Source organism: Lysinibacillus sp. FSL K6-0075, from assembly GCF_038592945.1.
GTDB lineage: Bacteria > Bacillota > Bacilli > Bacillales_A > Planococcaceae > Lysinibacillus > Lysinibacillus fusiformis_F.
The window spans coordinates 1,037,836-1,050,490 of sequence record NZ_CP151947.1 but is presented as its reverse complement, the minus strand read 5'-3'; the positions used below and the strand labels follow the sequence as shown (position 1 = coordinate 1,050,490).

Genomic DNA, 12,655 nt, shown 5'->3' with positions numbered 1-12,655 from the left:
TTTATGCCTCCCATAATTCACTTACGATTTTATACGCTGCTACTGGATCCTGTGCACCAGTTACAGCACGTCCCACAACGATGAGTGATGAACCATCACGTTTTGCCCCATCAGGTGTTGCAATACGTTTTTGATCGTGTGCAGCACCACCTGCTAGTCGAATTCCAGGTGTTACACGTAGAAACTCATCTCCACACGCCTCTGCAATCGCCTTTGCCTCATGCACAGAGCAAACAACACCTTGTAAGCCAGCTTGCTTTGTCAGACCTGCATAGTGCAGAACAGACGCTTGCAAAGAAAGAGCAATTTTTTGCTCTGCTTGCATTTGTTCTTCTGTTGTGGATGTTAATTGTGTAACAGCTATTAGTGCAGGACGTTCTTTGCCTGCAGGTGTTCCCGCTTCAAGTCCTTCTAGAGCGGCTTCCATCATAGGACGTCCGCCTGCAGCATGGACATTGACTAAATCTACGCCCAATTTTGCTAGACCCTTCATCGCAGAGCCTACTGTATTTGGGATATCATGTAATTTTAAATCAAGGAAAATATCATGACCTAAATCCTTTACTTTACGAACGATATCAGGTCCTTCTTGCATATATAATTCCATACCAATTTTCACGAAAAGAGGCTCATTGAACTTTTTAAGAAAATCGAATACTTCTTTTTCTCCTGGAAAATCTAGAGCTAGTATAGGTTTCGTATTCATCAACGATGGCTCCTTCCAATAATCTCTGTTATATTTTCTACACCTAATGCATCCAGCTTTGCTGGTAACTCTTCAATGATGTTTGGACAAACGAAATGGTCAACAAAGTTAGCAGTTCCTACTGCTACAGCTGAAGCACCTGCGGACATAAAATCAATGACATCCTGTGCTTCCGTTACACCGCCCATACCAATTATCGGAATATTGACAGCCTTGTACACCTCATAAACCATTCGTATTGCTACAGGTTTTACAGCTGGCCCAGATAGTCCACCTGTGCCATTAGCAATGACTGGCTTGCCTGTACGCTCATCTAAACGCATACCAACCAATGTATTAATCATCGTAATCCCATCTGCTCCACCTGCTTCAACAGCTAAGGCAATATCAACGATGTTCGTAACGTTTGGTGATAGCTTCACATAGACTGGCACTTCTGACACAGCCTTGACAGCCTTGACAAGCTCGCGTGCTGTAGCAGGATCTGTTCCAAATTGAATACCACCACATTTCACGTTTGGACAAGAAATATTTAGCTCCAATGCTTTGACATTCGGTGCTGCTGAAATACGGCGTGCTACTTCCACATAGTCTGCCGTCTCTGTTCCAGCGACATTCGCGATGATAGGTACATCATAATCCTCTAAAAATTTTAATTCCTCATTCATCACTTTTTCAATGCCTGGATTTTGTAGACCAATGGCATTTAACATCCCCGCCGCTGTTTCGGCAACACGTGGCGTTGGGTTACCTGCACGAGTTTCGACCGTTGTTGCCTTAATCATGATAGCACCTAGTTTTGACAAATCATAAAGCTGTGCATATTCACGACCAAAGCCAAAGCAACCTGAAGCTGGCATAATCGGGTTTTTTAAATCTAAGCCTGGTATTTGAATTGTTAAACGACTCATAGTGCCACCGTTCCTTTCGGGAAAACTGGACCATCAGAACATACTTTAACATAGTCTTTTTCAACTTGATCAGTTGTTTTACATACGCATGCAAAGCAAGCTCCAATACCACAGCCCATACGCTCTTCAAATGATAAATAGCCTTCTTTTTCAGGATAAAAGCCTTCTAATGCTCTTAACATTGGTAATGGACCACAGGAATAAAAAACATCAAACGCTGGTGCATGCGACTCTAAGACAGTTGTCACAAAGCCTTTTGTACCTTTCGAGCCGTCCACCGTCACATAATGCGTTTCACCAAGTGCACTAAATTCATCCTCATAAAAGCAGACATCCTCTGTTTGGAAGCCTAAAACATGGATTGTTTTCACACCACGAGCATTCAATTGTTTGGCTAGCTCATGTAATGGTGGTACACCAATGCCACCACCAACTAGTAGTGCTGTACCTCCTTCTTGTACCGCATCTACTGGGAAACCATTCCCAATTGGTCCAAGCACGTTGACCTGCTGACCTTCTCGATTCGTCGCCAGCACTTTCGTACCACGCCCCTCAGCACGATAGATCATTGTGAATTCGTTGTTGTCTTTATCAATATTTGCAATACTAATTGGTCGACGTAAAAGCGGCTCCAGTGAATCTGACACCTTTACATGGACAAACTGGCCAGGAGTCATCTCCTGAACCAGTTCACCATGAAGTGTCAGTTCGAAAATGTTTGTCGCAATTTGCTTTTGAGAGACGACCGTCATTTTCTCTTGACGTATCATATTAGTGTACTACCTCCGCTTTTGGCATTTCTTCTGCTGTAAATGTCATGGATTCGATGACACGTACCATTGCTTCTGCCGTATCTAAAGATGTTAGACAAGGTACGCCGTTTTCTACAGATTCACGACGAATTCGGAAGCCGTCACGAGCTGGTTGCTTCCCTTTTGTTAAAGTGTTGACAACAAGCTGAGCTTCCCCATTTTGGATAAGGTCAATCAATGTTTGTCCTTTCGCGCCAATCTTGCCGACAACATCTGTGCGTACGCCTGCTGCTTCAAATGCTTTTGCTGTACCTTCAGTAGCTACAATGCGATACCCTACTGTTGAGAAACGTTTTGCTAATGCGATTGCTTCTTCTTTATCTTTATCAGATACAGTGAATAATACTGTACCTTCAGTTCGAATTTCCATACCTGCTGCAACTAAGCCTTTATAAAGAGCTTTTTCTAATGTTGCATCTTTCCCCATTACCTCACCAGTAGATTTCATTTCAGGTCCTAATGTAATGTCTACACGACGTAATTTAGCGAATGAGAACACTGGTACTTTAACAAATACCCCTTTTTGCTCAGCTGCTAAGCCTGTTGGATAGCCTTGCTCTACAATGGATTTGCCTAGGATTGCTTTTGTTGCAATATTAGCCATTGGGATATTTGTAATTTTACTTAGGAACGGTACTGTACGTGATGAACGTGGATTCACCTCGATGACAAATACTTCGTTTTGTGAAATCACATATTGGATATTCATTAAGCCGATGATGCCTAGCCCCTTCGCAAGACGAGTTGTATAGTCAACTAATGTATCTTTTTGTACTTGTGTTAATTTTTGCGGTGGGTAAACAGAGATCGAGTCACCAGAGTGAACTCCTGCACGCTCGATATGCTCCATAATTCCTGGAATTAACACATTTTCACCGTCACAGATAGCATCTACTTCAATTTCCTGTCCTGTTAAGTAACGGTCTACTAATACTGGATGATCTGGAGATGCCTCTACCGCGTTTTCCATATAGTGCTGTAATTCTTCTTGGTTATAAACAATTTCCATTGCACGTCCACCAAGTACATAAGAAGGGCGAACAAGTACTGGGAAGCCTAGGCGCTCACCAATGACAAGAGCTTCCTCTGTAGAAACTGCTGTTTCTCCCTGAGGTTGTGGAATATCTAATTCACGTAGAGCCTGCTCAAATTTATCTCGATTTTCTGCACGGTCAATATCCTCTAAAGATGTGCCTAGGATTTTTACGCCATTTGCAGCTAATTTATCAGCAAGGTTAATAGCCGTTTGACCACCAAATTGAACAACAACTCCAATTGGTTGTTCTAAGTCGATAATATGCATTACATCCTCAATTGTTAATGGCTCGAAGTACAATTTATCAGAAATCGAGAAGTCTGTTGACACTGTTTCTGGATTTGAGTTGATAATGATGGCTTCATAGCCCGCTTCTTGAATCGCCCATACTGAGTGTACAGTGGCATAGTCGAATTCTACCCCTTGGCCGATGCGGATTGGACCTGAACCAAGTACCACAACAGAAGGTTTTTCTGACTTAATCGATTCATTTTCATCTTCATATGTCCCATAGAAATATGGTGTTTCTGATTCAAATTCTGCTGCACATGTATCGACCATTTTATAGACTGGAATAATGCCATGCTCTTTACGATAAGCGTAAAGATCTTCTACTGTAGTTTCCCAAAGCTCAGCAATTTTCTTATCTGCAAAGCCTAAACGTTTAGCTGTTCGTAGTACTTCTTTATCATTCTTATTATCAGCAAGCGTTTGTTCCATATCCACGATATTTTTAAATTTATTTAAGAAGAATAGATCAATTGCTGACCATTCATGAATTTGCTCAATTGTTACACCTCGGCGTAAAGCTTCACCGATGAAGAATAGACGCTCATCCCCAGCTTTGCGGATACGTTTTTCAATCCAAGAATCTGAATTTTCCTCAGCATGTTTTAACTCTAAGTGTACTTGACCTGTCTCAAGAGAACGAACCGCTTTTAGCATAGCTTCCTCAAAAGTACGACCTAACGCCATTACCTCACCAGTAGCTTTCATTTGCGTACCAAGATTACGTTTAGCAGATTCGAATTTATCGAATGGCCAACGAGGAATTTTAGCTACGATATAGTCCAGTGCAGGCTCAAAGCAAGCATATGTTGATCCTGTTACAGGGTTTTTAATTTCATCTAACGTTAAGCCTACTGCAATTTTAGCTGCTAGCTTAGCAATTGGATAGCCTGTTGCTTTTGATGCTAATGCAGATGAACGAGAGACACGTGGATTTACTTCGATCACATAGTAATTAAAGCTATATGGATCAAGTGCTAGCTGTACGTTACAGCCACCTTCAATTTTAAGTGCACGAATAATATCTAATGATATATTACGTAGCATTTGGTTTTCTCGATCCGATAGTGTTTGCGTTGGTGCTACAACGATTGAGTCACCAGTATGAATCCCTACTGGGTCAACGTTTTCCATGTTACATACGACAATCGCATTGTCAACCGCATCACGCATTACTTCGTATTCAATCTCTTTATAGCCAGCGATCGATTTTTCTAATAGACATTGCGTCACAGGTGAATATTTTAAACCAGATGTCACAATCTCTTCTAAGTCTTGATCGTTGTAGCAAATACCGCCCCCTGTACCGCCAAGTGTAAAGGCAGGTCGAACAATGACAGGGTATCCAATTTTCGCCACAAATCTTTTCGCTTCATCTAAGTTATGAATAATATCAGACTCAGGAACTGGAGCTCCTAGCTCATACATTAAATTACGGAATAAATCACGGTCCTCCGCTTTATGGATTGCATCTAATTTTGTACCAAGAATTTCAATCCCAAGCTCATCTAGAATACCTGATTTGTCTAATTCGATTGCCATATTTAGACCCGTTTGACCACCAAGTGTTGGTAAGATCGCGTCTGGGCGTTCTTTACGTAATATACGAGATACAAAATCAAGAGTAATTGGCTCAATATAGACTTTGTCAGCAATTTCTGTATCCGTCATGATTGTAGCAGGGTTTGAGTTGATTAAAATAACGCGGTAGCCCTCTTCTTTTAATGAAAGACAAGCTTGTGTTCCTGCATAGTCAAATTCTGCTGCTTGTCCGATAACAATTGGGCCTGAGCCGATTACTAAAATAGTTTCAATATCTGTACGTTTAGGCATGTTGTTTCCCCTTCCCTGCTTCTACTTCCATCATTTCGATGAATTCATCAAATAAGTGGTTTGAATCTTCTGGTCCTGGTGATGCTTCTGGATGATATTGCACTGTGAAAATTGGATATTTCTTATGACGCACACCTTCACATGTTCCGTCATTTAACGCGATATGTGTTAATTCTAAATCAGTATCTTTTAAGGATTCGATGTCGATGGCATAGCCATGGTTTTGTGATGTTAAATCTGTACGACCTGTGCGTAAATCTTTTACTGGATGGTTACCACCACGGTGTCCAAATGGTAATTTAAAGGCTTTCGCTCCACTCGCTAAAGAAAAGATTTGGTGACCTAAACAGATACCGAACATTGGCACTTTTCCAATTAAGTTACGTACCGTTTCAATGCCTTCTTGAACATCTTCAGGATTTCCTGGTCCATTCGATAGCATGATGCCATCTGGATGCCAAGCTAAAATTTCCTCAGCTGGCGTATTGTAAGGAACTACTAGCACATCACAATCACGTTTGTTTAATTCACGTAGAATACCATGCTTCATTCCATAATCAATTAAGACAACTCGTTTACCACGCCCTGGAGATGGATAGGCAGCTTTTGGTGATACTTCACGAACATGGTGCGTAATGGCTGGCGTCGCTTGTAATTGTGCCACAATTTCATCCACATTTACTTCTTCATCAGCAGCTGTCAATATCGCTTTTACTGATCCTTTACTGCGAATAATACGTGTTAATTTTCGTGTATCAATCCCCTCAATTCCTGGGATATCCTTTGATGTCAAATAGTCAGCTAATGTTAAATCACAGCGGAAATTTGAAGGGTTTTTAGCCAGTTCACGTACAACGAATCCACGAATGGCTGGTGTAATCGATTCAAAGTCATCACGGTTAATTCCGTAATTACCAACTAAAGGATAAGTTAATGTGACAATTTGTCCATAGAATGAAGGATCTGAAATCGTTTCCTGATAACCTGTCATCCCTGTTGTGAATACAACCTCACCTTGTGAAGCGCGCTCGCTACCAAATGCTGTACCTGTAAATACTGTGCCATCTTCTAAAACTAGTAAACGTTTTTTCATTACTCTGCCTCCTGATATACGATATTGCCTTCAAAAATCGTTAGTACTGGCCAACCCTTTGCCACCCAGCCGTTGAATGGTGTATTACGACCTTTTGATACAAAGCCTTCTGCATCAATCGTTTGTTCTTTTTGAATATCAATTAAAATCATATCAGCTGAAGCGCCTACTTCTAATGTGCCATATGGCAGATCAAAAATCTCAGCTGCTCTCACTGTCATCCAATCAATTAATTGTTTTAACGTCCACTTTCCTGTTTCTACAAATTGTGTATAAAGTAGTGGGAAAGCTGTTTCGAAACCTACAATTCCAAATGGTGCGCCAACCATTCCGCAGCATTTTTCTTCTACAGTATGTGGCGCATGATCTGTTGCGATGCAGTCGATTGTGCCATCAAGTAGTGCTGCATGTAGAGAATCTTTATCATCAGCTCCACGTAATGGTGGATTCATTTTCCAATTAGCATCATCAGATGGAATATCCATTTCTTCTAGTAATAAGTGATGTGGACAAACCTCTGCTGTGACACGAATTCCTGCTGCCTTTGCATCCCTTACCGCACGCACAGATTCCTTCGTCGATACGTGACAAACATGGTAACGAGCGCCAGCTGCTTCTGCAAGTAGTACATCACGTGCAATTTGTACGGATTCACAAATGGAAGGTATTCCTGGAAGGCCAAGCTCTTTATTACGCTTTCCTTCATGCATCACGCCATCATAGATTAAAGAGTTGTCCTCACAATGTGCCACAACGACCATATCGTGCTTGGCAGCATCTTTCATTTGCTCATACATCGTAGAGGCCAGCTGAATGCCAACACCATCATCTGAGAATGCTACTGCTCCATGTGCTTTTAATTCTTCGATATTTGTTCGAACCTCACCCGATATATCCTTTGTTAGGGAACCATATGGGAGTACTCGAATAACAGAGCTGTCCTCAATGAGCCCATTAATGAGCTGCATGTTTTCAACCGTATCAGGTACTGGCTTTGTATTAGGCATTGCACAAATTGTTGTAAAGCCACCTTTTGCTGCTGATGCCGAACCTGTTGCAATGGTTTCCTTATGCTCAAATCCTGGCTCTCGTAAATGTGTATGAACATCGATAAAGCCTGGTGCCACAATCAAACCATTTCCTTCAATCAGCTCTGCACCTGCTACAGTCACATCTTGACCAATTGCCGTAATCTTTCCGTCTGCCATTGCAATATTGACTGTCTCCAGTTCACCTTGTTCATTTAGCATTTGTACATTTTGAAGTACCTTTGTCATGTTATTCTCTCCCCTTTAAAATGGTTTCCATAATAGCCATCCGTGTGTAAACACCATTCCGCACCTGTTCAAAAATTCGAGAGCGATCACACTCTACTAACTCAGAAGCAATCTCGACATCACGATTTACGGGTGCTGGATGCATGATAATGGCTGATTCTTTCATTTGCTTTTCTCGTTCAATCGTTAAACCAAACTCCTGATGGTAACCCTCTTTCGAGAAGCTTTTATTCACTTTATGACGTTCATGTTGCACACGAAGTAACATAATGACATCACTTATTTCGATTAAATTTTCCCATGAATGATGCGCTTCAAAACCGCCAGACCATTCTTCTGGACAAAGGAAATGAACATTTGCCCCTAAATTTTGTAATGCTGTTGCATTTGATTTCGCTACTCGACTATGAGAAATATCTCCAGCAATTGTGACATTTAACCCTTCAAAATAGCCAAACTCTTTTTTGATGGTATAAAGATCCAATAAGGATTGTGAAGGGTGTTGCCCAGCACCGTCCCCTGCATTAATAACGGCTACATTAATACCGTCCAGTAGCTCATTGTAATACTCATCTTCTGACGCTCGAATGATGACGGCATCTAAACCAATCATTTCTAACGTTTTGACAGTATCGTACATCGTTTCCCCTTTCGTAACACTCGAAAACCCTGCATCGAAAGGGATAACATGACAGCCAATTTTGTATTCTGCCATTTCAAAGCTTGTTTTTGTACGAGTACTTGGTTCAAAGAATAAATTGGCCACTTTGTGTGTGCGAGATAACGATGATGTTTCACCATTTTCAAATGCTTGCGCAAGATCTAGGATTTGGTTAATCTCTTCTGTTGTTAAATGTTCCATCGATAATAAGTTCTTCATCATGTGACCTCCATTAGGTTGTGAGTCGTGAACGTCTTATGTATGACGTTCTTTAAGTCAATTTCGCCTTGGCGTAATTGCGTCCGGATTTTGAATTGGGCTTGCACAATTCAAAATCCGTGACAACCGCCAGAGGCTTTATCTTCAATCATCCTCTTTCTTAAGGTGATGATTGAAGATAAAAAAGGCCCCGTTGATGTCATCAACGAGGCATGAGGAGGCGTGACAAACTACAGCAAGACATACATCCTACTTCAGCCTGTCCACAACTTCCCTTTTTTTGCCTCTCTGGACAATTCATTAAAAGGTACTTCTATGAATCTTTATTTTGATTGTATGGTACGGGTACATCAGCTTCCTTTTTACCTGGCAGAATCGCATTTAATAGCACACCGATAATCGCTGCTAACGCCATTCCTTCAACACTCAATGATTCTGAGATAACAAACTTGGCACCGCCAATGCCAATGACTAAAATCACTGAAGCAATCACTAGGTTACGACTGTTACCAAAATCAATATGATTATCTACTAGCATACGTAAGCCACTTGCTGCGATAATTCCGAAGAGTAGGATGGAAACGCCACCTAGTACTGCGGTTGGAATCGTTGCGATTACTGCCATTGCTTTCCCGAAGAATGATAGTAAGATGGCAACCACTGCTGCACCTGCAATAACGTAGATACTGTATACTCGAGTAATGGCTAGTACACCAATATTTTCACCGTACGTTGTTTTCGGAGGACCGCCGATTAAAGCACTGACAAATGTTCCGAGCCCGTCACCTAGTAGGGAACGGTGTAAACCCGGTTCTTTAATATAATCTCGATTTACTACTTTTCCTAATACCAGTTGATGACCAATATGTTCAGAAATTGTTACGATCACGATTGGTACCATGATAAGAAGGATTTTTGTTGTTATTTCAAATTCATAATGCACACCTGGTATTAAGAAATCAGGCATGGCGAAGAATTTTGCTTTGGCAATTGGTGTATAGTCTACTATGTCGATCATCATGGAGTAAATATACCCTACAATTAAGCCAATCAAAATTGGCATAGTACTTAAAATTCCTTTAAAGAAAATCGTAAAGATGATAGCTGTAAAGACTGTAACTAAAGCTGCTGAGAAGTGTAAAAAGCTATACTCCCCATTGACGTTCATCGCCATATTCACAGCCGTACCAGATAGTCCAAGTCCAATAACCATGATCACTGGTCCTACCACGATTGGCGGCAAAATTTTCATAATCCACTTATAACCACTTTTCCAAATGATTAAGGATACAATTCCGTACGTAATGCCGACTGCCATTGCACCAATCATGGCATTGCCTGGGTTTACACTTGAGCCGTTTTCATTTAGTCCACCAGCAGCAAGTAAGATTGGTGCAATAAAGGCAAAGGAGGATCCTAAATAAGCTGGTACCTGAAATTTCGTAATTAGTAGGAAGAATAATGTAGCAATTCCGCTCGTTAAAAGGGCAATCGCTGGGCTAAGGCCTACTAACTGCGGCACTAAAATCGTTGATCCAAACATCGCAAACATATGCTGGAAACTTAATGTCACTAGCTGAAGCGGGGTCGGTTTATCCTTAATATCTAAAACTGCATTTGACATACTGTTTCCTCACTTTATTGTTCGTCTTCTTTGTAAATAATGACGCAATCTTCTCCGTCTACTTCTTGTAAATTAACTACGATGCGCTCAGATCCAGAAGTTGGAACGTTTTTCCCTACATAGTCTGCTCTAATTGGTAACTCTCGATGTCCTCTATCCACTAGAACGGCTAGTTGAATTTGTCCTGGTCTTCCTAGATCCATCACTGCATCTAGAGCTGCACGTACTGTTCGTCCTGTATAAAGTACATCATCCACTAAGATGATCTTTTGATTTTTCACTTGATACTCGATATCAACTTGTTCTACATGTGCTTGTTCATTTTCATGTTTTGTTGTTAAATCATCTCGGTAAAGTGTAATATCAAGTTCCCCTGTACGAATCGGTTTACCTTCAATTTTTTCAATTCGCTGTGCCAAACGTCTGGCTAGAAAGGCACCTCGTGTTTTAATGCCAACTAAAATACATTCATCGATTCCTTTATTACGTTCTATAATTTCATGGGCAATACGTGTTAATGCTCGTGTCATTGATGGGCCATCTAATAATTCATTTTGTGCCATATTCGTATCCTCCTCTCTTCAATCTATTGTCGGCCATGTGTCCATAAAAAAACCTCTCGAGGCGAATAGCCTGAGAGGGTTGTATACGTGTCGAAAAAGCATGTTGGAAAAATTTGCAGCACAAATTTTCACAACACTATCACATGTCCCTTCTCAGCCTCTCTGGACTGCTATTAAAGGTGAATATTTAGTTATGTTGTTCATTCACTGTCGTTAGTATAGACTTTCTTTTCGTATACGTCAATGCCTATTTCTTAAATCATTTAATAATTGTTCATAATCAGCAGGAAGTGGTGTTTCAAACTCCAAATATTCTCCAGATGAAGGATGATCGAATCCTAAAGTCGCTGCATGTAAAACTTGTCCACCAAAGTCGATTGTTTTTTTCGGACCATATTTTGGATCTCCAACAAGTGGGAAACCAATATAATTCATATGCACACGAATTTGGTGTGTACGTCCTGTTTCTAAACGACATTCCACAAGCGTATAGTCACCAAAACGTTCAATCACTTGGAAGTGTGTAACAGCATGTTTACCCTTATCAACGACTGCCTGTTTTTGTCGATCTTTTTGATCACGTCCAATTGGCGCATCAATTGTTCCCTTATCATGTGCAATATGCCCGTGGACAAGGGCAATATATTTACGAGTAACCGTTTTATTAACTAACTGATTGACTAATGATTCATGGGCCGTATCGTTTTTAGCAACCATTAATAAGCCTGATGTATCTTTATCGATACGATGAACGATACCAGGTCGTAGCACACCATTAATCCCTGATAAATCTTGACAATGATACATTAATCCATTTACCAGTGTACCTCCCATATGGCCCGGTGCTGGATGTACCACCATACCCTTAGGTTTATTCACAACAAGGACATCTGCATCCTCATACACGATATCTAAATCTAGGTTTTCTGCGACTACATCCAATTCTTCAACTTCCGGTACATCGATAGCAATGACGTCACCAGCTTTAACCTTATATTTTGCTTTCACAGCATCACCATTTACTTTGATGACTCCCTCACTAATCCAGTTCCCAACTTGCGTGCGGGACCACTCTGATTGTAAGCTTGAAAGTGCCTTATCAATACGCTCTCCTTGCTGCTGTTCTTCGATTGTATATGTTACTTGCGTCATTGTTTCACCTGTTTCTTCTCTTTTTTATCTTCCATAATTAAGCCAATCATCAGCACGACAACTGCTATTGTTAATGCAGCATCTGCGACATTAAAAATAGGGAAATCATAATTAATAATTGGAATTAAAACATCTACAAAATCGACCACTTCTCCTCTAAATAGACGGTCAATAAAGTTTCCTACTGCACCACCAAGCAAGAGCATTAAGCCCACTTGAAAAACAGGCTTTCCTTTTGCTTCTTTATGATAGAAATAGACAATCGCACAGATAACAGCAACTGTCACAATACTAAACAACCACATTTGCCCCTCTAGCATTCCCCATGCTGCCCCTCTATTTCGATGAGACAAGATACCAAACCATGGGTCCCATACAGCAATGCGTTCAGCATATTCCATATTTTTCACAATTAGCCATTTTGTCCATTGATCCAATAAAACGACAAAAGCAGCTAATCCATAATATTTATACACAGAC

11 protein-coding genes are annotated in these 12,655 nt (G+C 40.8%); all 11 read right to left on the bottom strand.

Annotated features, from left to right (window positions below):
- Window position 1: 1 nt before the first annotated feature.
- Window positions 2–706: an orotidine-5'-phosphate decarboxylase gene (gene pyrF, locus MHB65_RS04885; protein ID WP_205441880.1), complete on the bottom strand. Its 705-nt coding sequence runs from the start codon at window positions 704–706 to the stop codon at window positions 2–4.
- Entirely contained in the window at window positions 706–1,617 is a 912-nt protein-coding gene (locus MHB65_RS04880) for a dihydroorotate dehydrogenase (RefSeq protein ID WP_342442660.1), read from the bottom strand. Before MHB65_RS04880 ends, pyrF begins: the two co-directional genes overlap by 1 nt.
- The gene (locus MHB65_RS04875; protein WP_205441879.1) at window positions 1,614–2,387 is read right to left on the bottom strand and encodes a dihydroorotate dehydrogenase electron transfer subunit; all 774 of its coding nucleotides are present in this window, start codon (window positions 2,385–2,387) and stop codon (window positions 1,614–1,616) included. The genes MHB65_RS04880 and MHB65_RS04875 overlap by 4 nt, the downstream gene beginning before the upstream one ends.
- A gap of 1 nt (window position 2,388) precedes the next feature.
- Window positions 2,389–5,586, bottom strand: coding sequence for a carbamoyl-phosphate synthase large subunit (carB, locus tag MHB65_RS04870; RefSeq protein ID WP_342442659.1), 3,198 nt, complete (start codon window positions 5,584–5,586; stop codon window positions 2,389–2,391).
- Window positions 5,579–6,679 (bottom strand): glutamine-hydrolyzing carbamoyl-phosphate synthase small subunit, encoded by a 1,101-nt coding sequence (gene carA / locus MHB65_RS04865; RefSeq protein WP_205441877.1) that lies wholly within the window; start codon window positions 6,677–6,679, stop codon window positions 5,579–5,581. The genes carB and carA overlap by 8 nt, the downstream gene beginning before the upstream one ends.
- Entirely contained in the window at window positions 6,679–7,956 is a 1,278-nt protein-coding gene (locus MHB65_RS04860; protein ID WP_342442658.1) for a dihydroorotase, read from the bottom strand. Before MHB65_RS04860 ends, carA begins: the two co-directional genes overlap by 1 nt.
- A gap of 1 nt (window position 7,957) precedes the next feature.
- Window positions 7,958–8,836: an aspartate carbamoyltransferase catalytic subunit gene (locus MHB65_RS04855; RefSeq protein ID WP_205441873.1), complete on the bottom strand. Its 879-nt coding sequence runs from the start codon at window positions 8,834–8,836 to the stop codon at window positions 7,958–7,960.
- A 313-nt stretch (window positions 8,837–9,149) separates the two neighbouring features.
- Entirely contained in the window at window positions 9,150–10,460 is a 1,311-nt protein-coding gene (locus tag MHB65_RS04850; protein WP_205441871.1) for a solute carrier family 23 protein, read from the bottom strand.
- A 14-nt stretch (window positions 10,461–10,474) separates the two neighbouring features.
- A complete protein-coding gene (pyrR, locus tag MHB65_RS04845; protein ID WP_205441869.1) occupies window positions 10,475–11,023 on the bottom strand; it encodes a bifunctional pyr operon transcriptional regulator/uracil phosphoribosyltransferase PyrR in 549 nt (182 codons plus the stop codon).
- Window positions 11,024–11,263: 240 nt separating this feature from the next.
- Window positions 11,264–12,175, bottom strand: coding sequence for an RluA family pseudouridine synthase (locus tag MHB65_RS04840; RefSeq protein ID WP_205441867.1), 912 nt, complete (start codon window positions 12,173–12,175; stop codon window positions 11,264–11,266).
- Window positions 12,172–12,651, bottom strand: a complete 480-nt coding sequence (lspA, locus tag MHB65_RS04835; RefSeq protein WP_004227346.1) for a signal peptidase II — start codon at window positions 12,649–12,651, stop codon at window positions 12,172–12,174. Before lspA ends, MHB65_RS04840 begins: the two co-directional genes overlap by 4 nt.
- Window positions 12,652–12,655 lie beyond the last annotated feature (4 nt).

Bases quoted from the DNA above. Each gene is read 5' to 3' on its own strand.
- pyrF (WP_205441880.1), bottom strand. From the start codon at position 706: ATGAATACGAAACCTATACTAGCTCTAGATTTTCCAGGAGAAAAAGAA.
- MHB65_RS04880 (WP_342442660.1), bottom strand. From the start codon at position 1,617: ATGAGTCGTTTAACAATTCAAATACCAGGCTTAGATTTAAAAAACCCG.
- MHB65_RS04875 (WP_205441879.1), bottom strand. From the start codon at position 2,387: ATGATACGTCAAGAGAAAATGACGGTCGTCTCTCAAAAGCAAATTGCG.
- carB (WP_342442659.1), bottom strand. From the start codon at position 5,586: ATGCCTAAACGTACAGATATTGAAACTATTTTAGTAATCGGCTCAGGC.
- carA (WP_205441877.1), bottom strand. From the start codon at position 6,679: ATGAAAAAACGTTTACTAGTTTTAGAAGATGGCACAGTATTTACAGGT.
- MHB65_RS04860 (WP_342442658.1), bottom strand. From the start codon at position 7,956: ATGACAAAGGTACTTCAAAATGTACAAATGCTAAATGAACAAGGTGAA.
- MHB65_RS04855 (WP_205441873.1), bottom strand. From the start codon at position 8,836: ATGAAGAACTTATTATCGATGGAACATTTAACAACAGAAGAGATTAAC.
- MHB65_RS04850 (WP_205441871.1), bottom strand. From the start codon at position 10,460: ATGTCAAATGCAGTTTTAGATATTAAGGATAAACCGACCCCGCTTCAG.
- pyrR (WP_205441869.1), bottom strand. From the start codon at position 11,023: ATGGCACAAAATGAATTATTAGATGGCCCATCAATGACACGAGCATTA.
- MHB65_RS04840 (WP_205441867.1), bottom strand. From the start codon at position 12,175: ATGACGCAAGTAACATATACAATCGAAGAACAGCAGCAAGGAGAGCGT.